The sequence below is a fragment of the Mesorhizobium sp. M1409 genome (genome assembly GCF_040317535.1).
Classification (GTDB): Bacteria; Pseudomonadota; Alphaproteobacteria; order Rhizobiales; family Rhizobiaceae; genus Mesorhizobium.
In genome coordinates this window covers 192,432-216,795 of sequence record NZ_JAMYKV010000004.1, presented here as the reverse complement: position 1 = coordinate 216,795, position 24,364 = coordinate 192,432, and the positions used below count along the sequence as shown (strand labels likewise).

The window sequence follows — 24,364 nt, the reverse complement described above, 5'->3', positions numbered from 1 at the left end:
GGGCAGTTAAATCAAAGCGCGTCGCGCCCGACCGGTTGAATGCAACGCGCTTTGGTCTTCTGTTTATGCATGTCGTTGTCCCAAAACCGCTGCACACTTTTGGGCGACATGCATTAGCCGGCTCGGCGGATGCGAGCCGCGAAGAAGCCGTCGAGGCCGGAGATCCCGGGCGAACCAAGGTCGAGGTCGGCGGGCGTGGTGCGCAGCGTGCCCTGCGGCGTCAGGAATGGATCGATGCCGGCGATCTCGCCTTGCCGCAGCGGATCGTTGGCTATGTCGGCCGTGCCGGCCAGAAAGGCGCGATAGAGGTCCTCGCCTTCGAGCGGGTCGAGCGAACAGTTGGAAAAGACGATCCTGCCGCCGGGTTTCACCAGCGTGACGGCGCGGGCGAGAAGCCTGCGTTGCAGGTCGGCGAGTTTCTCGACATCGGCCGCCGTCTTGGTCCATGGCACGTCGGGATGCCGCCGCACCGTTCCGGTGGACGAGCAGGGCGCGTCGAGGAGAACGGCGTCGAACAATTCCTTCGGCTCGTATTTGAGCAGGTCGGCCTGGACGATCTCGGCGGACAGACCGAGACGGTCGAGGTTCTGCGTCAGCCGCACCAGCCGGTTTTTCGAGGTGTCGACGGCGGTGACCCTGGCGCCGGCGAGAATGAGCTGCGCGGTCTTGCCGCCGGGGGCTGCGCAGAGATCGGCGACGCGAAGTCCCCTGACATCGCCGAACAGCCGGGCCGGCAGACTGGCCGCGGCGTCCTGGACCCACCAGGCGCCTTCGGCGAAGCCTGGCAGTTCGGTGACGGGGCCAACGAGATTCTCCACCCGAATTGTGCCGGTCGGCAGGACGATGCCGCCGAGCTTTTCGGCCCACAGCTCGGGATCGGCCTTGACCGAAAAGTCGACCGGCGCCTCCACGCGGTGGGCTGCCAGGATCTTTCGGGCCTTGTCATTGCCGTAAGTGGCCTTCAGCCGGTCGGAAAACCATTTGGGCGCTTCGTCGGTAGCGGCGAGAGCGGCAGGAAGTTCCGTTTCCTTGGCCCGCGCCAACGTGCGCAGCACGCCGTTGACCAGGCCGGAGAATCGCACCGTGCGCGGATCGGACTTTGCATGGGTCACGGCCAGGTCGACTGCTGCGCTGTCGGGGATATCGAGGAACAGGATCTGCGCGGCCGCCACATGCAATATGTGCGACAGTGCGGTCGCGTTGGGCGGCAGCGGCTTCTCCAGGCGCCGCGCCAGCAGCCCTGAAATGGTCATGCGATAGCGCAGCGCGGTGACCAGAATGGCGCGGACCAGGCCACGATCACGCAAATCGAGCGCCTTGTATTGCGGATGGCCGTTCTCGTGGTCGGTCAGCCCGTCAAGCGGGGTCCTGGCATCGATGACGGCGGCAAGCAGGCGCGCCGCTGCCTTGCGGGCGGCGAGGCCGGCAACGAGGTCGCCGCCGTCCCTGTGTTCCTGGTCACCTGAAACCGTACGTCGAGGTCCTCTGTCCGCCACGCTCACGACCACCGGCCCTTGGGTCCGGTCGGGTTGCGACCCCACGGGTTGGATTTCGGCTTGGCGGGTTCCGCCGGCATCTCGGGCTGTGCGACCTCGTCCCATGGCCCCGATGGCCGCTGTTCGTCTGCTCGCGGCGTCTGGGCCCGGCGCGGAACCTGAGCGCCGCCGCCTTGCATCTGCCGCGCCATCGCCTGGAGAGCAGCGATGCGGTTTTCTGTGTTCGGGTGGGTGGAAAACAGACTGTCCATATGCTCGCCGGAAAGAGGATTGATGATGAAGAGATGCGCGGTCGCCGGGTTGCGCTCGGCATCGGGGTTGCGGATGCGTTCGGCGCCGCGGGCGATCTTGTCAAGGGCCGATGCCAGCCAGAGCGGGTGTCCACAGATTTCGGCGCCGCGCCGGTCGGCCTCGTATTCGCGGGTGCGGCTGACCGCCATCTGCACGATCATCGCGGCAAAGGGCGCCACGATCATCGCCGCCAGCACGCCAACAAAGCCGAACGGGTTGTTGTTGTCGCGATTGCCGCCAAAAAAGAAGGCGAAATTGCCGAGCATCGAGATGGCGCCGGCGAAGGTGGCGACGATCGTCATGGTCAGCGTGTCGCGGTGCTGCACATGGGCGAGTTCGTGCGCCATGACAGCCGCGACCTCTTCGTGCGTCAGTGCCTGCAAAAGACCGGTGGAGGCGGCGACCGCCGCGTTCTGCGGATTGCGACCGGTGGCGAAGGCATTCGGCTGTGGGTTGTCGATCAGATAGGTCTTCGGCATCGGCAGGCCGGCCTGTTTGGCCAGCGACTGGACGATGGCGTAATATTCGGGGGCGGTCCTTTCGTCGACCTCGACGGCGCGGTTCATCGACAGCACCATCTTGTCGGCGTTCCAATAGCTGAACAGATTGGTGCCGGCGGCGATCAGCAGAGCGATCATCATGCCGCCGGTTCCGCCGATCAAAAAGCCGACGCCCATGAACAGTGCCGTCATCGCCGCAAGAAGCATGGCGGTGCGAAGTGTGTTCATCGTCTGCTCCTGTCCAGATGGTAGCGAAAAAGGGTCGATCGTTGTGGGTTCATCGCTATATGATGGGAAACGCCAGTTCCTGTTTCAATCCGCCGGAAATATCGCATGAACGACGAAACCAGTAAAACCGATGCCGACCCTGGTCGTGACGTTGGGCCAAAGGCACTGACGCCGGAAGCCAGACGTGCGCTCGCGGAAGCCGAAGCAAGACGCATAAGATATCTGGAGAAGGAAGCAGCGGCGCCGAAGGAAATCGGCGGCCGCGGCGGCAAGGAGCCTGGTCGCTATGGCGATTGGGAGGTCAAGGGCCTGACCAGCGACTTCTAAGGTATGTTGATATTCAGGTGATGCTGGTCTGCAAGCCTGACCTGAATCTCAACACACCTTTAGACGGCGTTGCGCTAGATATCTAGGCGGCGCTGCGCTGCGGCTCGAGCGCGATCCAGCCATCTTCGTGGACGGTGACGCCGATCATCTCATAGCCGGCGATCGCGGCATGCTGCGTTGGCAATGGATGCTGGTGCGTGGCGTTGACGACCATGACCGCAGACCCCGCCGCCTCGGCGGCCGCGATGCCAGCCGGAGCATCCTCGAACACAAGGCAGTCGCGCGCATCGAAGCCGAGCCGTTCAGCGCCAAGCCGGAAGCAATCGGGCGCCGGCTTGCCGCGGGAAACATCTTCCGCCGCGACGATGACGGCCGGGACAGGGATGCCGGCGGCCTTCATGCGCAACAGCGCCAGCTCGCGTGGCGCTGAGGTCACGATCGCCCAGCGCTCGGGCGGCAGCGCGTCGAGAAACGCCACGGCGCCGGCGATCTGGAGAATACCATCCAGATCGGCCGCCTCGGCCTTCAGCAGCAGATCAGCCTCGTGCGCCGGGTCGACGCCAGGGAGTGCCAGGCTGGTGATGGTCTCGATCGCCCGCACGCCATGGATCGTCGGCAGGAAGGCGGCGACGTCCAGGCCCTGACGGCGTGCCCATTCGCTCCACACCCGTTCCGCCGAGGCGATGGAATTGATGAGCGTGCCATCCATATCGAAGAGGAAGGCCGCGAATTTTCTGCCTGAGTACATGATTTTCCTTGAGTTTTTGGGGGAGCGCTTGTGGCGATCCCGAACCTAACGCCTCGCTCACGGCAGGGGAAGACACGGGTCGGGCTTTTCAATCGGCCAGGGAACCACGGCAACCCCCCCGGCGTTTGAACAAGACTGCTTTCCACGACGATCGAAGGGGGACCGCGATGCTGATCCGGCTCGGCTACGAAATCGCCATCGAATGTAACGCGGCCACCCCGGTGATTTCGCTGCTCGAAGTCCACGAGGAAAGACAGGCCGACATCAAGCGGCAGACGCGGGTGCTGACATCGCCTGCCGTGCCGACCAGGCTCTACCACGATCCATACGGCAATGCCTGCCGCCGGTTCACCGCGCCCGCTGGCGGCTTTCGCATTCTTTACGACGCGGTCGTCGAGGACAGCGGCGAGACCGACGAGGTCAACACGCTGGCCAGGGAGGTGCCGGTGGCGGACCTGCCCGACGAGGTGCTCGGTTATCTCCTGGGCAGCCGCTATTGCGAGACGGATCATCTGAGTGACCTAGCTTGGCAGCTCTTCGGCGACATCCCGCCTGGTTGGGCGCGCGTGCAAGCCATCGTCGACTATGTCCACAACCGGTTGTCGTTCGGCTATGGCTATGCGCGCTCGACCCGCACCGCGGCCCAGGCGCATGAGGAGCGCGTCGGCGTCTGCCGCGATTACGCCCACCTGGCGATCACGCTGTGCCGCTGCATGAACATTCCGGCGCGCTATGTGAACGGCTATCTCGGCGACATCGGCGTGCCGATCGATCCGGCGCCGATGGATTTCTCGGCATGGCTGGAAGTGTTCCTCGACGGCAAGTGGTACACGTTCGATCCCCGCCACAACATGCCGAGGATCGGCCGCGTCGTCATCGCGCGCGGCCGCGACGCCACCGACGTGCCGCTCCTGCACAGCTTCGGTCCGCACCGGCTCAGCCTGTTCAAGGTGTGGACCTACGAACAGGAAGGCAATCTGTTCAACCCGCCCTATCACGGCATCGACAGGACGGTCAGCGCGCGGATGCTGGCCTAGTAGTCGTAAGGCGTCCGATCAGACCATTTCGCGTTCTGTGGTTTCGAGACAGCTGGTCCGCTTCGGCACAGAGGCCCTGTGCCGCAACAGGACGTCGTTGAGCTTTCTTCGATCGCTTCGTCTTGAGGATGGTAACCAGCTCGTAAACGCTGCCGCGGCCCGCGTTGTTCTGTTTACCAGTCATTCACCTTCGCAAAGGTCGAAATCAAGCAAAAACAATGTGTTGCTGAAGGGCGGCGTGCTTTCGGAGGCCGAGCGGCGTCGTCCGGCGGGAATCCTGCATTGCCTTGTCCGCGGCGACGAGGCCGAGGCAAGCGGAGGCTGTAGGATGCGGAATTACGGGGATCTTGTTCACGCGGTCGGCGGGTTCGCCAGGGATCGCGGTGGAAATTTCGCAGTCCTGTTCGGGCTTGCTACATCGGTCCTGGCGCTGGGCGTTGGCTTTTCCGTCAACGTCTCTCAGCTGTACAATGCCAGATCCAGCCTGCAGGGCGTGCTCGACGCCGCGGTTACGTCGACGGCACGTGATCTGACGACTGGCGTCATCGGGGAAGGCGACGCCAACAGGTCGGTGCAGGCCTTTCTTGACGCCAACAGCGCGGCGGGCATCCTGCAGGCCGGCCAGATCGTGCTGGACAGGCTGATTGTCGACAGGACGGCCAAGACGGTCGAGGCGGACGTGCATGCCGATGTCGCCCTGTATTTCCCGATTCTTGGCGTGGGCGACATGAAGCGCGTCACCGCTTCCACGACGGCACTTTATTCGGACAAGACCATCGAAGTGGCGATGATGCTCGATGTGACCGGTTCGATGGGGCCGAACGCATGGGCCAAGACCAACAAGATCGCAGATCTGCAAAGTGCCGCTTCTGGAGCTGTCAGTGATCTGCTGGACAACAACATCGATGCGAAAAACCCACGTGTGCGCGTGGCGATTGTTCCCTATGCCGAGGCGGTGAATACCGGTGGTCTCGCTGACAGCGTCTTCGTCGAGACGAGAGGCGGGCCGAATCTGCCGCCGCCTGTGGATGCTCCCGTTTCGGCGTCGGTGACACCCGCGCCGGACAAATGTGCCAACGAGCGCAAGGACAAGGATGGCTATGCCGACACGTCATCCGACGGGCCTTACACGTCGCGGTGGGACAACAACGGCAAAGAGTATCTGGCTAGAATCAATCGGGATGATCGCATGAGAACGTGCCCGACGCCGGAGCTCATCCCGTTGTCGGCCGACGAGGAGAAACTGCTCGACACGATCGACGATTTCAGCGCGGCAGGCGTGACCGCCGGCGGCATCGCCGTGCAGTGGGGCTACTACATGCTTTCGCCGTCGTGGCGCCCGACGATCGTCAATGCCGGGCTCGGTGCGGGTCCCGCCAATTTCGACAAGAGGAAGGTCGCCAAGGTCGCCATCCTGATGACGGACGGCCAGTTCAATACAGCGTTCGCCGGCGGTAGCGGGGCGTCAAAATCACAGAACGCGGGCCAGATGTCGCGTGGCAATGCCGAAGGTATCTGCGATGCCATGAAGCGCGACGGCATCGAAATCTTCACGATAGGCTTCGACCTGAACGATCCGACCATGACGGCGACCGAACGGGACCAGGCGAAAAGCGTGCTCCAGGATTGCTCCACGGCGGACACATCCTCGCTGAAGCATTATTACGAGGCCGCAACCGGTGCGGAACTGAAGCAGGCGTTCGATGACATCGTCCGGAACATCGAGAAGGTCACCGTTGCCAAATAAGCTCTCAAGAACTGCGGTTCAGTCGTGATCGCCCAAACGGAAAAGGCCGCCGCTTCTCGCGAAGCTGGCGGCCTTCCGTGTTTCCGTCCGTGGCGCGGCCCTATGGCGATGACACAGGTCACCCGCCGCGCATCTCGCGCCTTAACGGGAAGACTGCTTCCCGAAAGTGCAATCCGCTGAGGCCACGTTCTGGAAAACGAAATCACTCGACATCGGATCACCTCCTTTCGATTTGTTGAACACGCCCTCATGATGGGGTGCGTTGCAGCAAAAGACAAGGCGTCGGTTTGAAAAAGCCATCCAGGCAGCTCCCGAGCCCGAGGTGGGTTGCGACCAGCCGAGCTGACGGGCAAACTGCCGGACCACGCCATGGTCTGGGAGGAAAGCGGCATGGAGGCAGCCGAGAGGGCAGCTCGGATCGTTCGAACGATCATCGAGACGTTGAAGCCAGGCTTCGCGGTCAGATTGTGGACCGGCGAACGGATCGGCCCCGTCACCGGCCCCGTGCTCACCATCAACGACCAGGACATCGTCTGGCAGATGGTCCGCCACCCCACCTTGTCGACGCTGATCGAAATGTGGATTTCCAAGACCGTCGACATCGAAGAGGGATCGCTATTCGACTTCTACGCGCTGCCTTCGCAGGGCAAGTTGAGGACGAAGCTCAAATCGCTGCCGAAGCTGGCGATCCTGCGAGACCTGCCGGCAGTTCTGTTTTCGCGAAAGCAGATGACGGCGCGGACCGATCTTTCGGGACGCAATCCCTTCGTCAGCGGTTCAAGCCAGGAAGCGATCCAGCATCACTATGACATCTCGAACGCTTTCTATCGGCTCTTCCTCGACGAGCGCATGGTCTACAGCTGCGGCTACTTCAAGGATTTCGCCAACAGCATCGATCAAGCCCAGATCGACAAGCTCGACCATATCTGTCGCAAGCTCCGGCTGAAGCCCGGCGAAAGGCTGCTCGACATCGGCTGCGGCTGGGGAGCGATGCTCATCCATGCCGCGAAGAACTATGGCGTCATCGGCCACGGTGTCTCGCTGTCGGAGGCGCAGACCAATCTTGCCCGTGAGCGCATCCGCGCAGAAGGGCTGGAGGACCGCATCACCATCGAGATAAAATCCTATGCCGAACTCTCCGGCTCGTTCGACAAGATATCGTCAATCGGCATGTTCGAGCATCTCGGCCTTGCCAATCATGCGGCCTATTTCTCGACCGTTCATCGCCTGCTCAATCCGGGTGGCATCTACCTGCATCACGCCATCACCAGGCGCAGCAAGGGCGATATGAAAAAGACCTTGCGCAAAGGACCGGAATACAAGGCGCTGATCAAATACATCTTCCCCGGCGGCGAACTCGACACCATCGGCATGACGCTCGGCAATCTCGAGGCCCATGGTTTTCTCGTCTACGATGTCGAGAACCTGCGCGAGCACTACGCCCGCACCTGCAGGCTGTGGGCCGAGCGCCTGCACGCACGCTTCGGTGAGGCAATCGCCGAGGTGGGCGAGCCGAAGGCACGCCTGTGGCTGCTCTACCTGACCGGCTGTTCGATCACCTTCGAGCGCGCCTCGGCGCAGATTTTCCAGACCGTTGCCACCAAGCGCGCGCGTGGCCCGAGCGGCTTGCCGCCGACGCGGGCGGATCTGTATCGGTAGCTTACCGGAAGCGCATCATGTCGCCGATCTCGATGCTGGCCGGCCGGTCGACCGTGCAATAGACGCCGAGATTGTGCGCGTTGTGGCGAACCAGATTGCGCAGGATCGCCGGATCGTTGTCGAAGCCATCCTGGGCGATGATGGTGAAACCGCAGCGGCGGCACGGTTCCGAGATGGTTAGCAGGAGATCACCGATGGCAAGCTTGCGGCCGATCCATTCCGTCTCGGGAAACGACCCTTCGATTGCCGCCATGTCGACGACGATGTTGGGGCGGAAGCGGCGTGGGTCGGTGGCCCCTTCCGGATGCAGCGCCTTCAAGCGGGCCAGTGAAGCCGTGGTCAGAAGATGGATCGGGGCCTTGCGATAGCGTTCCGCCGTCAGCGGGCCGGAATAGCCCGAGGCGGCGTTCTCCCGGCGAAACGGCCGGATCGAGGCCTCGAAGCCAAGATAGGCCGATACCGCGCGGTCGCTCTCGATACCCGGCGCAGCCAGCCAGTCGCCGTTCGGAACGGCGATCTCGAGTTCGCGGCCAGGCGACAATCGGGTCCGGATGCGCGGCACCTTGTGCCACTTCGCCTCGCGGTCCGGTCGTGCGATCTCGTTGTCGGACGCGTCGACAAGGCCGAACAAGCGGTCGCCGTCGATGCTTTCCGAGCCGACAAGGATCGCGTCGAGCCGCTCGCCGGCGAGCGAACTCGCCGGATAACGCCAAAGCTCGGTGACGGAACCCAGTGCGGTCCTGGTTTGCATCAAGCCTTCTTGTTTTGCCGGTTGGCGATCAGGTCGTCGACGACGGCCGGATCGGCCAGCGTCGAGGTGTCGCCGAGTGCCGAAAAATCATCCTCGGCGATCTTGCGCAGGATGCGGCGCATGATCTTGCCCGAGCGGGTCTTCGGCAGGCCGGGCGCGAACTGGATCTTGTCGGGCGAAGCGATGGCACCGATCTCCTTGCGGACATGGGCGATCAGCTCCTTGCGCAATTCCTCGCTCGGCTGCTCGCCGGCCATCAGCGTGACGTAGCAGTAAATGCCCTGGCCCTTGATATCGTGCGGATAGCCTACGACGGCGGCTTCCGAAACCTTGTCGTGACTGACAAGCGCGGATTCGACTTCCGCCGTGCCCATGCGATGGCCGGAGACGTTGATGACATCATCGACGCGGCCGGTGATCCAGTAATAGCCGTCGGCGTCACGGCGGCAGCCGTCGCCGGTGAAGTACTTGCCCTTGTAGGTCGAGAAATAGGTCTGGATGAAGCGGTCGTGGTCGCCATAGACGGTGCGCATCTGGCCAGGCCAGGAATCGGAGATGCAGAGATTGCCGTCGGCGGCACCCTCCAGCACCTTACCTTCGCCGTCGACCAACTGCGGCTTGACGCCGAAGAACGGCCGCGTCGCCGAACCTGCCTTGAGATCGGTGGCGCCAGGCAGCGGCGTGATCAGGATGCCGCCGGTCTCGGTCTGCCACCAGGTGTCGACGATCGGCACCTTGCCGTTGCCGACGACGTTGAAATACCACTCCCAGGCTTCCGGGTTGATCGGCTCGCCGACCGAACCCAGCACGCGCAGCGACTTGCGCGACGTCTTGGTGACATGTGCATCGCCGGCGCCCATCAGCGCGCGCAGCGCCGTCGGCGCGGTATAGAAGATGTTGACCTTGTGTTTGTCGATGACGTTCCAGAAGCGCGACTGCGACGGATAGTTCGGTACGCCTTCGAACATCAGCGTGGTGGCGCCGTTGGCGAGCGGGCCGTAGACGATGTAGCTGTGGCCGGTCACCCAGCCGACATCGGCGGTGCACCAGTAGATGTCGCCGTCATGGTAATCGAAGACATATTGGTGCGTCATCGAGACGTAGACGAGGTAGCCGGCAGTGGTATGCAGCACGCCCTTCGGCTTGCCGGTCGAGCCCGAGGTGTAGAGGATGAACAGCGGATCCTCGGCCTTCATCTTCTCGGGCTTGCACTCGGCCTTAACCGTCGCGACCTCGTCATGGTACCAGACGTCGCGTCCGGCCACCCAGCCGGTCTTGCCGCCGGTGCGGCGCACGACCACCACCTTTTCGACTTTCGTTCCGGCCTTCGCGGCGATCTCGATCGCCTTGTCGGTGTTGTCCTTCAACGGGATCGGCTTGCCTCCACGCAGGCCCTCGTCCGCGGTGATAACGAAGGTCGACTTGCAATCGTCGATGCGGCCAGCCAGTGCATCCGGCGAAAAGCCGCCGAAGACGATGGAGTGGATGGCGCCGATGCGCGTGCAGGCCAGCATCGCATAGGCGGCTTCCGGGATCATCGGCATGTAGATGGTGACGCGGTCGCCCTTCTTGACGCCGTGCTTCTTCATCACATTGGCAAGCCGGCAGACGTGCTCGTAAAGCTCGTTGTAGGTGATCTTCTTGTCGTCGTAGGGATTGTCGCCTTCCCAGATGATGGCGGTCTGGTTGCCGCGCTTCTTCAGGTGCCGGTCGATGCAGTTGACCGAGACGTTGGTCAGCCCATCCTCGAACCATTTGATCGAGACCTTGCCATCGAAGGAGGTGTTCTTGACTTTGCCGTAGGGCTTGAACCAGTCGATGCGCTTGCCGTGCTTGCCCCAGAACTTGTCCGGGTTCTTGACGCTGTCGGCATACCATTTCAGGTAGGTGTCATTGTCGATCAGCGCGTTTTTCTTCCACGCCGGCTGGACGCGATGGACATGAGCCTCGGACATTCCTGACTTTCCTCCCAAACCGATCCGCCGACTTGAAACGCCGGCGGGATCGCGGCAAAGCCGCCGCGAATTCGGCGGCATTATTACCAGTTCGTCCGCCATCGCAATATTAGACGTTGGATTCGCGTGGCGGGATGCCGCAGGGACTTTCTCCAGGGCTGTCAGCACTCAGTTCGGCTCGCTGCTAACTGCATGTTTTCGCGCGGAAAACCCGTTTTCGATCAGGAAAAATCAATAGACAGTTAAGCAACGGCGCGCACAATCTGACGTTGGGAGGAAAGGAGACTCAACCAGAGACCGCCCAAGGGGACCGCCATGCGCGACCATTCCGAAATGGATCTGATGTTCAAAGGCTATGGCCTGACCACGGCCAAGATTCTCTATCATTTTCCCGACCACCCGCATCTGCTACAGAGCTTCATCTGGCAAGACTACGATCTGGCGCCGAAGTTTCCGGTGCTGATCAAGTTCATCGAATTCTGGAAGGCCGAGCTGGACGGGCCGCTGCATTCGATCAGCTACACACACCAGAAGCTGATCGCACCGAACGAATGGCGGAAGGTCGACGGCGAGTTCGTGCTGCATTAGTTTCTTGGCGCAGAAGTTTGACGCCAGCGAACCGCATACCTTGGCGATTGGCGGAAACGCCCATCATCTTCGTCATCCACGGGCGGAGCAAGGAGCGTAGCGACGCAGCGCAGACCCGAGGATCCATGCCGCGATTTCAGAGCGTTGCTGCGGTCCAGAATCTGCTCCGTCGCATTCCTCGACAGCCGTCACGGAATGGATCCCAGGGTCTCCGCGACGGAGCTTCGCTCCTGCTTCGCTCAGGGATGACGAAGTTGGGGAAGCATCGGCCAATCTCGAACGTTCCGCCGACACGAACGATCACGATATCAAACCGCCGGCGGGTTGAGCCGGGCGAAACCTTCCTGGCGGCGATAGGGAAAATACGGGTAGGGCGCGGTGACTTCGCTCGCCGCGTCGAGCTTCTTCATCTGATCCGGCGTCAAACTCCAGCCGACGGAGCCGAGATTCTGGCGCAACTGTTCCTCGTTGCGGGCGCCGATGATGACGGATGACACGGTCGGGCGCTGCAGCAGCCAGTTGATGGCGATCTGCGGCACGGTCTTGCCGGTTTCTTCGGCCACCGCGTCAAGGGCATCCATGATCCGGTAGAGATGCTCGTCCTCGACCGGTGGCCCGAAGCTTGCTGTGTCGTGCAGCCGGCTCTTTTCCGGCAAAGCCTGGCCACGGCGGATCTTGCCGGTCAGGCGGCCCCAGCCGAGCGGGCTCCACACCAGCGCGCCGACGCCCTGGTCGAGGCCAAGCGGCATCAGTTCCCATTCGTAATCGCGGCCGACCAGTGAATAGTAGACCTGATGCGCGACATAACGCGGGTAGCCGTGCTTGTCGGCTTCTCCCAGCGACTTCATCACTTGCCAGCCGGAGAAATTGGAGACGCCGACATAGCGCAGCTTGCCGGCGCGCACGAGTTCGTCCAGCGTCGACAGCACCTCCTCGATCGGCGTGCCGGCATCGAAGGCGTGCAGCTGCAAAAGGTCGATGTATTCGATGCCGAGGCGCCTGAGCGCATCGTCCACGGATTTGATCAGCCGCGAACGCGACGAGCCGTAATCGGCCGGACCGTCGCCCATCGGCAGCGAAGTCTTGGTCGAGATCAGCACTGCATCGCGGCGGCCTTTTATCGCTTCGCCAAGGACCTCTTCCGAAGCGCCGTTCGAATAGACGTCGGCGGTGTCGAACAGGTTGACGCCGGCCTCGAGGCAAATGTCGATCAGCCGCCGCGCTTCCCTGGCATCGCTGTTGCCCCAGGCGCCGAACAGCGGGCCGGAACCGCCAAAGGTTCCCGCGCCAAATGAGAGTGCGGGCACTTTCAGGCCCGATGCACCGAGGCGTCGATAGTCCATTTTCTTGCTCCTGGTGGTGTGGAAAAAAGGGTGTCGAAAGCGATCCGGTTTAGGTATTCACGACCGGACGGAGGCAGGCGCGCCGAGCGTGGCGATGCGATCGAGACGCAATGCCAAGCCCGCCACGGCGAGCGCCGCGAGCGGCAGCAGGGCGGCGACCCAGGTCAGCGAACCAAGGCCAAGGCCATGCGCAATCACCGCACCACCAAGCCAGGCGCCCGCGGCGTTGCCGAGATTGAAGGCGGCGATGTTGAAGGACGAGGCGAGACTCTGGCCGGCACCTTGCGCCCTGTCCAGCACCCACATTTGCAGCGGCGCCACGGTGCCGAAGGCGGCAGCACCCAGCAACCCGACATAGATGACGGCCATCACCTGGCTGTGGATGGCGAAGGTCATGGTTGCGAGCACCATCGCCAGCACCACGAGACTGCCCAGCACGGCGGGCACCAGCCAGCGGTCGGCGACCTTGCCGCCGGCGAGATTGCCGGCGATGAGACCGCCGCCGAAGACGAGCAGGATCGGCGATACCGCCGCTTCCTTGAAGCCGCTTATCTCGGTCAGCAACGGGGCGATGTACGTGAAGACGGCGAAGACACCGGCATAGCCGAGCACGGTGGTGGCGAGGCCGAGCAGGACGGGCGCGCGGCGCAGGACGGCGAGATCGGCGCGCAAATCGCTCTTTTCGGGCGCCGTCCGGCTGCGCGGCACCAGAGCCAGGATGACGGCGAAGGCCGCCAGGCCGACCAATGTCACCGCCCAGAAGGTCGCCCGCCAGCCAAAGGCTTGGCCGAGCCACGTGCCGAAGGGCACGCCGAGGATGTTGGCGATGGTCAGGCCGGTGAACATGAGCGCGATCGCCGAGGCCTTCTTGTTAGGCGCGACCAGCCCGGTGGCGACCACGGAGCCGACGCCAAAGAAGGTGCCATGGGCAAAGGCGGTGATGACGCGGGCGCCCATCAGCGTCCAGTAGTCCGGCGCCAGCGCACAGGCGAGATTGCCGAGCGTGAAGATCGCCATCAGCGCCAGAAGCACGGTCTTGCGCGGCCAGTTGCCGGTGGCGATGGTCAGCAAGGGCGCGCCGATGACGACGCCGAGCGCGTAGCCCGAAATGAGCTGGCCGGCGGCCGAGATCGAGACGCCGAGATCCTTGCTGACATCGAGCAGCAGACCCATGATGACAAATTCGGTGACACCGATGCCGAAGGCACCGGCGGCGAGCGCGTAGAGAGCAAGAGGCATGGCGGTTTCCATTTCGATGGCGACGAGCGCCGTCCCGCGCCCCGACCCGAAAGATCGTGTTGCCATGCATTGTGAACCAGACTTGCCTCGGGCACATTTTCTGTGAAATAGATTCACAGATGGCTAGACCCGACGTCAATCGCTCCGGCGAGATCGAAGTGTTCGTGCGTGTCGTCGAGGAAGGTAGTTTTTCCTCCGCCGCACGCGCATTGCGGATGACGCCGTCGGCGGTCAGCAAACTGATCGCGCGGCTGGAGGCCCGGTTGGGCGCGCGGCTGGTCAGCCGTTCGACGCGAAAACTGCAGCTGACGCCGGAAGGCACCGCGTTCTACGAAAGCGGCCTGCGCATTCTCGCCGACATGGCGGCGGCCGAGCAGGAGGCCGCGGCGGGTGCGGCACCGCGCGGACGGCTGCGCGTCAACAGCTATGTGCCCTTCGGAGTGCACCGGCTGATCCCGCTTCTGCCGCGCTTCCTCGAGCGCTACCCCGAGATTTCGGTCGATCTGGTGCTGAGCGACAGCGTCATCGACCTGATGGCGGAACGTGCCGATGTCGCCATTCGTGCCGGGCCGCTCAGCGAATCACGGCTGATGGCGCGCAAGCTTGGGCAAAGTCCGGTGGTCGTCGTCGCGGCGCCCTCATACCTCGAAACGCACGGCACGCCGCCGACACCGGCCGATCTCGACAGCCGCAACCGCATGGGCTTCGGTTTCGTGCGGCACCTCGACGGCTGGCCTTTTCTCGATGCGGCCGGCAATTCCATCATGGTTCCAATCATCGGCAACACGCTGGTGAGCGATGGCGAGGCGATGCGGCTGATGGCGCTGGCGGGCGCGGGCATCGCCCGGCTGGCCCGCTGGCATGTGGCGGCCGATATAGCTGTCGGACGGCTGGTGCCGATGCTCGAGGATTTCAATCCAGGCGACGAGGAGGCCACCCACGCCGTCTATGTCGGCCAAGGCCGGCATCTGCCAGCGCGGGTGCGCGCCTTTCTCGATTTTCTCGGGGAAAACGTTCGGCTGAGCTGACTGGTACTCGGGAGCCCATGGGCTCCCGAGATGTCGGCGTTGGCCGCGTTATGCTTTCGGCGAGAACGGGGCCGGGCGTCGGCCCGCGGCCTGACGCTCCAGCATCCAGCCGGGATATTCGGCCGGCAAGGCGCTGATCTCATCGAGGCGGACGAGATCATCGGTGTCGAGCTCCAGCCGTGTCGCCGCAAGATTCTGCTCCAGCTGCTCCATGCGGCTCGCACCGATGATGACGCTCATCACAAAAGGCTTGGCCAGGACATAGCCGAGCGCCACGGTGGCGACACTCACGTCATGCTTTTTGGCGATCTCGCGCATGACGGCGACAGCCGCCCAGGCACGGTCCTCGTTGACCGGTGGGAAGTTGAAGGAAGCGCGGCGTCCTTCGCCATTGCCCGGTGCACCGGGGCCGTATTTGCCCGACAGCAGTCCGCCGGCCATCGGCGACCACACCATCAGGCCGAGCTTCTCCTCATTGAGCAGCGGCACGATTTCGCGTTCAAGGTCGCGACCGGCGATCGAATAATACGACTGGACGGTCTCGAAACGAGCAAAACCCTTACGGTCGGCGATGCCGAGCGCCTTAGCGATGCGCCAGGCCTGCCAGTTGGAGACACCGACATAGCGGACCTTGCCGCTGGCAACGAGGTCGTCGAGCGCCCGCAGCGTCTCGTCGATCGGCGTCACCGTGTCGGTGCCGTGCAATTGATAGAGATCGATATGGTCGAGCTGCAGCCGCTCCAAGCTGGCGTCGACCGAGTCCATGATGTGGCCGCGCGACGAGCCGCGCTGGTTGGGGCCGTCACCCATGGCGCCGTGGACCTTCGTGGCGATGACCACGTTCTGTCTGTCGACGCCGAGATCCCTGAGCGACTGGCCGAGCAGCCGTTCGGACTGGCCGAAGGAGTAGACGTCGGCGGTATCGAAGAAATTGACTCCGGCGGCGAGCGAGCGGGCGACGATCTCGTTGACGCCCTTCTGGTCGAGGCTGGCGATCAGGCCCCATTGGGCATTTTCACCGGCGGCACCGAACGTCATGGTGCCGAGGCATAGTTCGGAGACGAACATCCCCGTATTTCCAAGCTGGTTGTAATGCATGGTCGAGCTCCAGAGAGTGCTGTAACATCCGAGTAAATAGGAACGGAACGTTTCGTTTCCAGCCCTTGCTCAAAAAATTCCTCATCTGGCCGGGCGTCGATAGTGCCTGCCGGCGTTCAGCCGGCCAGCAGCGCCACGATCGCGAAAGCCGTCATGCCGAAAGCGACGGCGGCGAGCGGCAGCAGAATTTCAAGCAGCGCTCGCTTGGTGGTGACGCGGTTGCCCTGGCCGAGATCGAATTCGCCAGCGATCCAATCCTCGAAACTGCCGACGTTCGAGGGTGTCCAAAGCCGGCGCCGATGCCGAATATGTCCGGCGATCGCCGGCAGCGCCACCGCGATGACGAGGAATCCTGTCATGACGACAGGTAGTCGGCGTAGCTGCTGCCGCCGAAACCCACCCAGGCAGACAGCGCATACCATCCGGCAAGCCCGGCCATCGCAAGATAGACGTCTGAATGCAGCTGTCGGAGACATGCCTGTTGTGAGGCCGGTCACTGGGCTGCTGCCCTTGGTGGGCGTGTTGGTTGCTCATGATGCCTCCTTCGACATTGCAAAGGAACGGCCATGATGGTCGCTCGGGTTCCCTGCTGGAATTAGGGAACGCCACCGACTTCGCAATGCGGTGCCATGACGCGGCTACCTAGCTCCGAAGATCGCCGAACCAACCCGGACACTGGTGGCGCCGAAGGCGATCGCCGTCTCGTAGTCGCCGGACATGCCCATCGACAGTTTGGCGACGCCGGCCTCTTGGCCAAGCTTCTCCAGCAGGGCAAAGTGCGGACCGGGATTTTCGTCGGCCGGCGGGATGCACATCAGGCCTTCGATGGCGAGGCCATGCACATCGCGGCAGCGGGCGACGAAGGCGACGGCCTCGCGCGGCTCGATGCCGGCCTTCTGCGGCTCGGAACCGGTGTTGACCTGGACGTAGAGTTTTGGTGCCAGGCGTTGCCTGGCAATCTCCTTGGCCAGTTCGGCGGCGATCTTCTCGCGATCGACCGTCTCGATGACATCGAACAACGTCACCGCTTCCTTGGCCTTGTTGGATTGCAGCGGACCGATCAGATGCAGTTCGATATCCGGGAAAGCCTCCTTCAGCGCCGGCCATTTGCCTTGCGCTTCCTGCACCCGGTTTTCGCCGAAGACGCGCTGACCGGCCTCGATGACCGGGCGTATATCGGCGGTGTCAAAAGTCTTGGAAACCGCGACCAGCGTCACCGCGCCAGCTTGGCGGCCAGCCTCGTGTTCTGCCGCAGCAATCTTGGCCTTGACCGTGAAAAACCGCTGAACGGCGTCGCCCATATGTAAATCCCGCTGTTTTGGCCCGCGTTTTTGTCAGACGCGATACCCATATGGTTGACGGGTTTGCCAAACCATGGTGAACACCCGGACCACATTCCCTGAACTGCCGAGCCGTCGCCCGCGGTTCGCGCATGCTTTTAAGTGAAAATAATCCCATGGCAACCGAACGATACAATCCGCGCGCGTCAGAGCCCAAATGGCAGAAGGCCTGGGACGCCAAGAAGCTGTTCGAAGCGCACAATGACGATCCGCGCCCGAAATACTACGTGCTGGAGATGTTCCCCTATCCGTCGGGGCGCATCCATATCGGCCATACCCGTAACTACACGATGGGCGACGTCGTGGCGCGCTACAAGCGGGCCAAGGGCTTCAACGTGCTGCACCCGATGGGCTGGGACGCCTTCGGCATGCCGGCCGAGAACGCGGCGATGCAGAATAAGGTCCATCCCAAGCAATGGACCTACCAGAACATCGCCACCATGCGCGAGCAGCTCAAGGTCATGGGCCTGTCGCTGGACTGGGCGCGCGAATTCGCCACCTGCGACGTCGACTACTACCACCGCCAGCAGATGTTGTTCCTCGATTTCGTCGAGAAGGGGCTGGTGACGCGCAAATCCTCCAAGGTCAATTGGGACCCGGAGGACATGACCGTGCTCGCCAACGAGCAGGTCATCGACGGACGCGGCTGGCGCTCGGGCGCGCTGGTCGAACAGCGCGAACTGACGCAGTGGTTCTTCAAGATCACCGACTTCGCGCAGGACCTGCTGGATTCGCTTGAGGGCCTCGACGAATGGCCGGAAAAAGTGAAGCTGATGCAACAGAACTGGATCGGCCGCTCGGAAGGCCTGCTGATCCGCTGGCCGCTGGCGGATGCTGCCGGTGGCGAGCATGAGCTGGAAGTCTATACGACACGGCCCGACACCATTTTCGGCGCTTCCTTCATGGCCGTCGCCGCCGATCATCCGCTGGCCAAGAAGGCCGCCGAGAGCAATCCGGCGCTGGCCAAGTTCATCGAGGATATCAGCCATGTGGGCACCTCCGCGGCGGCGCTGGAGACGGCTGAGAAGAAGGGTTTTGATACCGGCGTCCGGGTTGTTCACCCGTTTGACGACACATGGACGCTGCCTGTCTACGTCGCCAATTTCGTGCTGATGGAATACGGCACCGGCGCCATTTTCGGCTGTCCGTCCGGTGACCAGCGCGACCTCGACTTCGCCAACAAATACGGCCTGCCGATGATCCCGGTGGTGATGCCGGAGGGTGAGAATCCGGCGAGTTTCCAGATCATCGATGAAGCCTATGTCGACGACGGCGTGATGATCAATTCGCGCTTCCTCGACGGCATGAAGCCGGATCAGGCTTTCGACGAGGTGGCGAAACTGCTGGAACGGAAGACCATCGGCAACCGGCCGATGGCCGAGCGCAAGGTGAATTTCCGCCTGCGCGACTGGGGCATTTCGCGCCAGCGCTACTGGGGCTGCCCGATTCCGATGATCCATTGCGAGGATTGCGGCGTGGTGCCGGTGCCGAAGGCCGACCTGCCGGTCAAGCTGCCCGACGATGTCGATTTCGACCGGCCGGGCAATCCGCTCGACCGGCATCCGACATGGCGCCATGTGAAATGTCCGCGCTGCGGCAAGGATGCGCGGCGCGAAACCGACACGATGGATACGTTCGTCGATTCGTCCTGGTATTTTGCCCGCTTCACCGCACCCTGGGCGCATGAGCCGACGGATCCCATGGCGGCCAATGAATGGCTGCCGGTCGACCAGTATATTGGTGGCATCGAGCACGCGATCCTGCATCTGCTCTATTCGCGCTTCTTCACCCGCGCCATGCGTGAGGCCGGCCATGTCGATCTGGCCGAGCCGTTCAAGGGCCTGTTCACGCAAGGCATGGTGGTGCACGAGACCTACCGCGTCGGCTCGGCATCGAATGGCCGCTGGCTGGCGCCCACCGAGGTTCGGCTGGAGGACGTCGACGGCAAGCGCCGCGCCATCGAGATCTCTACGGGCGAGACGGCGACGATCGGTCCGCTCGAAAAGATGTCGAAGTCGAAGAAGAACACGGTCAGTCCGGAAGACATCACCGATGGCTACGGCGCCGACACGGCGCGCTGGTTCATGCTGTCGGATTCACCGCCAGAGCGCGACGTCGAGTGGACCGACGAAGGCGCCGCCGGCGCGCATCGCTTCATCCAGCGCATCTGGCGCCTGGTGTCGACGGCGGCCGAGACGCTGGCCGGCATCGAGCCAACGGCGGCTGACAGCGGCGAGGCCGTTGTGGTTTCCAAGGCCGCGCACAAGATCCTGAAGGCGGTCGGCGAGGATATCGAGAAGCTCGCTTTCAACCGCGCCATCGCCCGTATCTACGAACTGGCCAACGCGCTGACCACGCCGCTCAATGAGGTGGCCGAAGGCAAGGCCGAAGCGGTGCTGAAAGGCGCCTGCCGGCAGGCCGTGGAGGTTCTGGTGCATCTGATCGCACCGGTCATGCCGCATCTGGCCGAGGAGTGCTGGGAAACGCTCGGCGGCACCGATCTGGTTGCCGAACGGCCGTGGCCGGTGTTCGATCCGGCGCTGGTCGTCGACAACGAAGTCACCTATCCGGTGCAGGTCAACGGCAAGAAGCGGGGAGATTTGACAATTGCCCGCGACGCGGACCAAGGTGCTGTCGAAAAAGCGGTATTGGCTCTCGACTTCGTGCAGAAAGCGCTCGAAGGAAAGGCTCCGCGCAAGGTGATCATCGTGCCGCAGAGGATCGTCAATGTCGTTGCCTGATCAGGAAAAGACAGGGCTGAGCCGTGTGCTGCGCCATATCGCGTTCGCCGGCCTGGTCGGCTCGCTCGCGCTTGTCTCGGCCTGCACGGTGCGGCCGCTCTATTCGAGCGCGGCGCTGTCGGGTTCGCAGGCGAGCGCCAGCGCCGAACTGGCTTCGATCGCCATCAAGCCGGTCGGCTCGCGTTATGCCCAGCAGGTGCGCAACAATCTGATTTTCGGGTTTGGACGAGGTGCCGGCGAGCCGGCCTCACCGGCCTATTCGCTCAATCTCGGCGTGACCGAAGCCGTCGAATCAGCGGCGCTTGTGCAGGTGGGAACCAACGAGGACGAACCGACCGCCGGTTCCGTGACGCTGACTGGCAACTATACGCTGTCCGACGCGAAGTCCGGTGTGGTCATCGCATCCGGCAAGCGTTCGATCACCTCGTCGTTCGACAGGCCGCGTCAGGAGTTCGCCGCGTACCGGGCGCAGATCGATGCCGAGAATCGCGCCGCGCGCGAACTGGCCGAAGCGCTGCAACTGTCCATCGCCCAGGATCTGGTCAGGCACGCGAAGGCCGGCTAGCGCGGCTTATCGGTCTAGCGCCCAAGCATCATCAAACTCCCCACGGCACAGCGAGCAGATCGCGCCACCGGCGTGCGCTGTGAGATGACGATCCGGCGGCGTCGTCCGCAAAGGTTTGTCACGACGATTTCGCTGCCCAAGGATCGTTGCCGATCCATCCGGGAAGCAACTGTTAACCACTCGCTCCCTATTGCTCGGCAGACATTTCAGAGTGAGTCTTGAGAATGGAAGCCAGGCGTTTTTCCCGGGTCAATTTACTGAAGGCAGCGTCGCCCGATGATCCCGAGGTGAAGCGTTACGACGGCATCGGCGACAAGGGCGGGCAGCGAACGTCTTCAGCTGCGGCAGGCAATCTTGATCGTCCGGCTCACACGGGACTGGACGGCCGGCGGCCCGGCACACACCAGGCCGGCTATTCCGCGCCGGTTGTCGATCTCGGCGGCAACAAGCGGCCCTATATGGAGCCGAGGGGTAGCTCGAAGGAGGCGCCTTCGAAAGTCGGCGATATCGAAAGTCCTGCCTGGCAAGAATATTTCTTCCTCGCGCCCAACGTGCGTTTTACCCGCACACCAGACTATGAGGCCAAGAAGCATCGCCCGCGGCACGAGCGTGTTGTCGAGCAAGGCGATGCAGACGCGCTCCCAACGCAGCAGGCAGTCGTGCAACCCATGGTCGACGAGGCATCCTCCGCGCCCTCGCTCCTGGCATTGCCGGCGTCGGTGAAAAGCCACGCCTCCCAGCCGCTGGCCGACCGAGGAGCCGCGCAAAGGCCGTCACCGCGGACCGCGGCTTTCGTTCCCCCGGGGCGCGCCAGGGAGAACGCGCGCGTCGTTGCTCCGGTGCCGCCGGTGACGGCCGCAACGGGACGAGCTTCCGCGCGCGGGATTGCCGCTCCGGGCGCGCCGATCAAACCGGCCACTGCCGAAAAGCCGCGCTGGCCCTATCTTTCGGATCACGCCTTCTTCGAGGCCATGGCACCCTATCTGGTCGATGTTTCGTCACAGGCCCGGCAGGCCAGCCCAGCCTCGCCTGCACCGGTCGCCGCGGTGCCTGTCGCCGCTGCGTGGGTCGGCATCCGCCCGCCGATAGTGACCGATGCCACCTCGCTGTTTCGCGTCATCGAATGTCTTCCAGGCCAAGCCTCGAAGCCGTTGCCGGATGTTTGGCCGGCAACCTCGAACGAGGCTCTCGCCCAGGCTGAAGTGCCAGCGAGCAACGCGTCACTGAAGGCCCAGCCCGCTGCAATCCCCGCTGCGGCGCGCGATGCCGTTCCCGTGCCCGCCCTCGCAAGTGGAGACGCCACTATCAGGGTGGCGACCGCGCGTCCTTCTTCACGCTTGCCTCGGACCGGCAAAACTGTGCCATCAAAATCGGGCGATCCCTATGAGCTTCCCCCGGAAGACCTGTTGCAACAGCCACCGGAGGGACAAGGCTTCTATATGTCGCAGGAGCGGCTCGAGCAGAACGCCGATTTGCTGGAAAGCGTGCTCGAGGATTTCGGTGTGCGCGGCGAGATCATTCATGTTCGCCCCGGCCCGGTCGTCACGCTCTATGAGTTCGAGCCGGCGCCGGGCGTCAAATCCTCTCGGGTCATCGGGCTTGCCGATGATATCGCCCGCTCCATGTCAGCGATTTCGGCGCGCGTCGCGGTCGTGCCTGGCCGCAACGTCATCGGCATCGAGCTTCCGAACGAGACGCGCGAAACCGTCTATTTCCGCGAGCTGATCGAATCGGAGGGCTTCCGCAAGACCAGCTGCAAGTTGGCGCTTTGTCTGGGCAAGACGATCGGCGGTGAGCCTGTTATCGCCGAGCTGGCGAAGATGCCTCACCTGCTCGTGGCCGGAACCACCGGCTCCGGCAAGTCGGTTGCCATCAACACCATGATCCTGTCGTTGCTCTACCGGCTGAAGCCGGAAGAATGCCGGCTGATCATGGTCGATCCCAAGATGCTCGAGCTCTCCGTCTATGACGGCATCCCGCATCTTCTGACGCCCGTCGTCACGGACCCCAAAAAAGCCGTCACCGCGCTGAAATGGGCGGTGCGCGAGATGGAGGACCGCTACCGCAAGATGGCGCGGCTCGGCGTGCGCAACATCGATGGCTACAATGAGCGCGCAGCCGCTGCCCGCGACAAGGGCGAGACGGTCGTCATGACCGTGCAGACCGGCTTCGAAAAGGGCACCGGCGAGCCGCTTTTCGAACAGCAGGAAATCGACCTTGCGCCGATGCCGTACATCGTCGTCATCGTCGACGAGATGGCCGACCTGATGATGGTCGCCGGCAAGGAGATCGAAGGCGCGATCCAGCGTCTGGCACAGATGGCGCGCGCTGCCGGCATTCACCTGATCATGGCAACGCAGCGCCCCTCGGTCGACGTCATCACGGGTACGATAAAGGCCAACTTCCCGACCCGGATTTCCTTCCAGGTAACATCAAAGATCGACAGCCGCACCATCCTTGGCGAGCAGGGCGCCGAACAGCTGCTCGGCCAGGGCGACATGCTGCACATGATGGGTGGGGGGCGCATTTCCCGCGTGCATGGTCCCTTCGTTTCAGATGCGGAGGTCGAGCACGTCGTGGCGCATCTGAAGGCTCAGGGCCGGCCTGAATATCTGGAAACCGTGACAGCCGAAGAGGATGAGGAAGAAGCCGAAGCCGACCAGGGCGCGGTGTTCGACAAGGGATCGGTTGCAGCCGAGGACAGTGATGCAATCTACGACGAGGCGGTCAAGGTGGTGGTGCGCGACAAGAAGTGTTCGACGTCGTACATCCAGCGCCGCCTCGGCGTCGGCTACAACCGCGCCGCATCCCTGGTCGAGCGGATGGAAAAGGAAGGGCTGGTCGGCGCCCCCAACCATGTCGGCAAACGCGAAATCATCATGGGCCGGCGCCAGCAGGCGAGCACGCCTGTCGACGATGGCACGGATTGATAGGCAGGTCGTTTGAAGCGCATATGAAAAAAGGCCGGTTGCCCGGCCTTTTTGCTGTTGAAAACGGTGTGACCTCAGCCGATCTTCTGGCCGGTCTTTGCCCAGTCGGCGAGGAAAGCGGCGAGGCCCTTGTCGGTCAGCGGATGGTTGACCAGCGCCTTCAGGGTCGCCGGCGGCGCGGTAACGACATCGGCGCCGATCAGGGCGGCCTGCTTGATATGGTTCACGGTGCGAACCGAAGCGACGAGGATCTCGGTCTGGAAATCGTAATTGTCGTAGATCTGCCGGATTTCCTGGATCAGCTCCATACCGTCCGAGCCGGTGTCATCGACGCGGCCGACGAAGGGCGAGATGAACGACGCGCCGGCCTTGGCCGCCAGCAGCGCCTGGTTGGCCGAAAAGCACAGCGTGACGTTGACCATACGGTTCATCTGGGTGCGGATCGTCTTGCAGGCCTTCAGTCCGTCGAGCGTCAACGGTACCTTGATGCAGACATTGGGCGCGATCTTGGCCAGCACCTCGGCCTCCGCCATCATGTCCTTGAATTCGGTCGCCACGACCTCCGCCGAGACCGGACCCTCGATGATATCGCAGATCTGCCTGGTGACGTCGGCGATCTTGCCGCCCGATTTGAGGATCAGCGACGGGTTGGTGGTGACGCCGTCGAGCAGTCCCAGATCGTTCAGCTCACGGATATCCTTGATGTCGGCGGTGTCGACAAAAAATTTCATGGCGGGTCTCCTGAAGATTTTT

The 24,364-nt window shown here is 63.1% G+C and carries 20 protein-coding genes; 9 read left to right on the top strand and 11 right to left on the bottom strand.

The genetic code is table 11. From position 1 onward, the window contains the following. Window positions 1-113: 113 nt before the first annotated feature. Both NKG99_RS05690 and htpX read right to left on the bottom strand, forming a co-directional pair. Window positions 114-1,502 carry an RsmB/NOP family class I SAM-dependent RNA methyltransferase gene (locus tag NKG99_RS05690; protein WP_352865081.1) on the bottom strand — a complete coding sequence of 463 codons (1,389 nt, stop codon included), beginning with the start codon at window positions 1,500-1,502 and terminating at the stop codon, window positions 114-116. Next, the gene (gene htpX, locus NKG99_RS05685) at window positions 1,499-2,515 is read right to left on the bottom strand and encodes a zinc metalloprotease HtpX (protein WP_352865078.1); all 1,017 of its coding nucleotides are present in this window, start codon (window positions 2,513-2,515) and stop codon (window positions 1,499-1,501) included. The genes NKG99_RS05690 and htpX overlap by 4 nt, the downstream gene beginning before the upstream one ends. A gap of 105 nt (window positions 2,516-2,620) precedes the next feature. Here htpX and NKG99_RS05680 point away from each other — a divergent pair, with 105 nt between their 5' ends. Then, window positions 2,621-2,842, top strand: a complete 222-nt coding sequence (locus NKG99_RS05680; RefSeq protein WP_352865076.1) for a DUF1674 domain-containing protein — start codon at window positions 2,621-2,623, stop codon at window positions 2,840-2,842. A gap of 82 nt (window positions 2,843-2,924) precedes the next feature. On the opposite strand, the gene NKG99_RS05675 is transcribed toward NKG99_RS05680, so the two are convergent. Continuing rightward, a complete protein-coding gene (locus NKG99_RS05675) occupies window positions 2,925-3,590 on the bottom strand; it encodes an HAD-IA family hydrolase (RefSeq protein WP_352865074.1) in 666 nt (221 codons plus the stop codon). Between the two features lie 167 nt (window positions 3,591-3,757). Here NKG99_RS05675 and NKG99_RS05670 point away from each other — a divergent pair, with 167 nt between their 5' ends. The 3 genes from NKG99_RS05670 to NKG99_RS05660 all read left to right on the top strand — a co-directional run bounded on the left by NKG99_RS05670 (window position 3,758) and on the right by NKG99_RS05660 (window position 8,033). Beyond that, on the top strand, window positions 3,758-4,627 hold the full coding sequence (locus tag NKG99_RS05670) for a transglutaminase-like domain-containing protein (RefSeq protein ID WP_352865071.1): 870 nt from the start codon (window positions 3,758-3,760) through the stop codon (window positions 4,625-4,627). A 328-nt stretch (window positions 4,628-4,955) separates the two neighbouring features. Beyond that, window positions 4,956-6,374: a pilus assembly protein TadG-related protein gene (locus NKG99_RS05665; RefSeq protein ID WP_352865069.1), complete on the top strand. Its 1,419-nt coding sequence runs from the start codon at window positions 4,956-4,958 to the stop codon at window positions 6,372-6,374. A gap of 390 nt (window positions 6,375-6,764) precedes the next feature. Further along, window positions 6,765-8,033, top strand: a complete 1,269-nt coding sequence (locus NKG99_RS05660; protein ID WP_352865136.1) for a class I SAM-dependent methyltransferase — start codon at window positions 6,765-6,767, stop codon at window positions 8,031-8,033. Between the two features lies 1 nt (window position 8,034). Here the strand turns inward: NKG99_RS05660 and NKG99_RS05655 are convergent, their stop codons facing one another. Together NKG99_RS05655 and acs are read right to left on the bottom strand one after the other, a co-directional pair. Further along, on the bottom strand, window positions 8,035-8,784 hold the full coding sequence (locus NKG99_RS05655) for an MOSC domain-containing protein (protein ID WP_352865067.1): 750 nt from the start codon (window positions 8,782-8,784) through the stop codon (window positions 8,035-8,037). Continuing rightward, window positions 8,784-10,739 carry an acetate--CoA ligase gene (gene acs, locus NKG99_RS05650; RefSeq protein WP_352865065.1) on the bottom strand — a complete coding sequence of 652 codons (1,956 nt, stop codon included), beginning with the start codon at window positions 10,737-10,739 and terminating at the stop codon, window positions 8,784-8,786. Before acs ends, NKG99_RS05655 begins: the two co-directional genes overlap by 1 nt. Before the next feature lie 315 nt (window positions 10,740-11,054). Between acs and NKG99_RS05645 the strand changes: the two genes are divergently transcribed. Then, complete coding sequence (locus NKG99_RS05645) at window positions 11,055-11,327, top strand: usg protein (protein WP_352865063.1); 273 nt, start codon at window positions 11,055-11,057, stop codon at window positions 11,325-11,327. Between the two features lie 308 nt (window positions 11,328-11,635). On the opposite strand, the gene NKG99_RS05640 is transcribed toward NKG99_RS05645, so the two are convergent. After that, window positions 11,636-12,670, bottom strand: a complete 1,035-nt coding sequence (locus NKG99_RS05640; protein ID WP_352865060.1) for an aldo/keto reductase — start codon at window positions 12,668-12,670, stop codon at window positions 11,636-11,638. A 57-nt stretch (window positions 12,671-12,727) separates the two neighbouring features. After that, window positions 12,728-13,909, bottom strand: coding sequence for an MFS transporter (locus NKG99_RS05635; RefSeq protein ID WP_352865134.1), 1,182 nt, complete (start codon window positions 13,907-13,909; stop codon window positions 12,728-12,730). A 119-nt stretch (window positions 13,910-14,028) separates the two neighbouring features. On the opposite strand from NKG99_RS05635, the gene NKG99_RS05630 reads away from it, so the two are divergent. Beyond that, complete coding sequence (locus NKG99_RS05630; RefSeq protein ID WP_352865056.1) at window positions 14,029-14,937, top strand: LysR family transcriptional regulator; 909 nt, start codon at window positions 14,029-14,031, stop codon at window positions 14,935-14,937. A gap of 48 nt (window positions 14,938-14,985) precedes the next feature. Here NKG99_RS05630 and NKG99_RS05625 read toward each other — a convergent pair whose 3' ends face one another. The 3 genes from NKG99_RS05625 to NKG99_RS05615 form a co-directional block, all read right to left on the bottom strand. Then, window positions 14,986-16,035, bottom strand: a complete 1,050-nt coding sequence (locus NKG99_RS05625; RefSeq protein ID WP_352865053.1) for an aldo/keto reductase — start codon at window positions 16,033-16,035, stop codon at window positions 14,986-14,988. A gap of 116 nt (window positions 16,036-16,151) precedes the next feature. After that, window positions 16,152-16,394 (bottom strand): hypothetical protein, encoded by a 243-nt coding sequence (locus NKG99_RS05620; protein ID WP_352865051.1) that lies wholly within the window; start codon window positions 16,392-16,394, stop codon window positions 16,152-16,154. A 279-nt stretch (window positions 16,395-16,673) separates the two neighbouring features. Further along, on the bottom strand, window positions 16,674-17,336 hold the full coding sequence (locus NKG99_RS05615; RefSeq protein ID WP_352865048.1) for a YggS family pyridoxal phosphate-dependent enzyme: 663 nt from the start codon (window positions 17,334-17,336) through the stop codon (window positions 16,674-16,676). A 155-nt stretch (window positions 17,337-17,491) separates the two neighbouring features. Here NKG99_RS05615 and leuS point away from each other — a divergent pair, with 155 nt between their 5' ends. The 3 genes from leuS to NKG99_RS05600 all read left to right on the top strand — a co-directional run bounded on the left by leuS (window position 17,492) and on the right by NKG99_RS05600 (window position 23,611). After that, window positions 17,492-20,116: a leucine--tRNA ligase gene (leuS, locus tag NKG99_RS05610; protein ID WP_352865045.1), complete on the top strand. Its 2,625-nt coding sequence runs from the start codon at window positions 17,492-17,494 to the stop codon at window positions 20,114-20,116. Then, on the top strand, window positions 20,103-20,681 hold the full coding sequence (locus NKG99_RS05605; RefSeq protein WP_352865043.1) for an LPS assembly lipoprotein LptE: 579 nt from the start codon (window positions 20,103-20,105) through the stop codon (window positions 20,679-20,681). The genes leuS and NKG99_RS05605 overlap by 14 nt, the downstream gene beginning before the upstream one ends. A gap of 224 nt (window positions 20,682-20,905) precedes the next feature. Further along, window positions 20,906-23,611 carry a DNA translocase FtsK gene (locus tag NKG99_RS05600; RefSeq protein ID WP_352865041.1) on the top strand — a complete coding sequence of 902 codons (2,706 nt, stop codon included), beginning with the start codon at window positions 20,906-20,908 and terminating at the stop codon, window positions 23,609-23,611. Between the two features lie 74 nt (window positions 23,612-23,685). Here NKG99_RS05600 and fsa read toward each other — a convergent pair whose 3' ends face one another. Further along, the gene (gene fsa, locus NKG99_RS05595) at window positions 23,686-24,342 is read right to left on the bottom strand and encodes a fructose-6-phosphate aldolase (protein WP_352865039.1); all 657 of its coding nucleotides are present in this window, start codon (window positions 24,340-24,342) and stop codon (window positions 23,686-23,688) included. Window positions 24,343-24,364 lie beyond the last annotated feature (22 nt).

Excerpts from the sequence above, each read along its gene's own strand:
- htpX (WP_352865078.1), bottom strand. The coding sequence starts at position 2,515 with ATGAACACACTTCGCACCGCCATGCTTCTTGCGGCGATGACGGCACTG.
- NKG99_RS05680 (WP_352865076.1), top strand. The coding sequence starts at position 2,621 with ATGAACGACGAAACCAGTAAAACCGATGCCGACCCTGGTCGTGACGTT.
- NKG99_RS05675 (WP_352865074.1), bottom strand. The coding sequence starts at position 3,590 with ATGTACTCAGGCAGAAAATTCGCGGCCTTCCTCTTCGATATGGATGGC.
- NKG99_RS05670 (WP_352865071.1), top strand. The coding sequence starts at position 3,758 with ATGCTGATCCGGCTCGGCTACGAAATCGCCATCGAATGTAACGCGGCC.
- NKG99_RS05665 (WP_352865069.1), top strand. The coding sequence starts at position 4,956 with ATGCGGAATTACGGGGATCTTGTTCACGCGGTCGGCGGGTTCGCCAGG.
- NKG99_RS05660 (WP_352865136.1), top strand. The coding sequence starts at position 6,765 with ATGGAGGCAGCCGAGAGGGCAGCTCGGATCGTTCGAACGATCATCGAG.
- NKG99_RS05655 (WP_352865067.1), bottom strand. The coding sequence starts at position 8,784 with ATGCAAACCAGGACCGCACTGGGTTCCGTCACCGAGCTTTGGCGTTAT.
- acs (WP_352865065.1), bottom strand. The coding sequence starts at position 10,739 with ATGTCCGAGGCTCATGTCCATCGCGTCCAGCCGGCGTGGAAGAAAAAC.
- NKG99_RS05645 (WP_352865063.1), top strand. The coding sequence starts at position 11,055 with ATGCGCGACCATTCCGAAATGGATCTGATGTTCAAAGGCTATGGCCTG.
- NKG99_RS05640 (WP_352865060.1), bottom strand. The coding sequence starts at position 12,670 with ATGGACTATCGACGCCTCGGTGCATCGGGCCTGAAAGTGCCCGCACTC.
- NKG99_RS05635 (WP_352865134.1), bottom strand. The coding sequence starts at position 13,909 with ATGCCTCTTGCTCTCTACGCGCTCGCCGCCGGTGCCTTCGGCATCGGT.
- NKG99_RS05630 (WP_352865056.1), top strand. The coding sequence starts at position 14,029 with ATGGCTAGACCCGACGTCAATCGCTCCGGCGAGATCGAAGTGTTCGTG.
- NKG99_RS05625 (WP_352865053.1), bottom strand. The coding sequence starts at position 16,035 with ATGCATTACAACCAGCTTGGAAATACGGGGATGTTCGTCTCCGAACTA.
- NKG99_RS05620 (WP_352865051.1), bottom strand. The coding sequence starts at position 16,394 with ATGACAGGATTCCTCGTCATCGCGGTGGCGCTGCCGGCGATCGCCGGA.
- NKG99_RS05615 (WP_352865048.1), bottom strand. The coding sequence starts at position 17,336 with ATGGGCGACGCCGTTCAGCGGTTTTTCACGGTCAAGGCCAAGATTGCT.
- leuS (WP_352865045.1), top strand. The coding sequence starts at position 17,492 with ATGGCAACCGAACGATACAATCCGCGCGCGTCAGAGCCCAAATGGCAG.
- NKG99_RS05605 (WP_352865043.1), top strand. The coding sequence starts at position 20,103 with ATGTCGTTGCCTGATCAGGAAAAGACAGGGCTGAGCCGTGTGCTGCGC.
- NKG99_RS05600 (WP_352865041.1), top strand. The coding sequence starts at position 20,906 with ATGGAAGCCAGGCGTTTTTCCCGGGTCAATTTACTGAAGGCAGCGTCG.
- fsa (WP_352865039.1), bottom strand. The coding sequence starts at position 24,342 with ATGAAATTTTTTGTCGACACCGCCGACATCAAGGATATCCGTGAGCTG.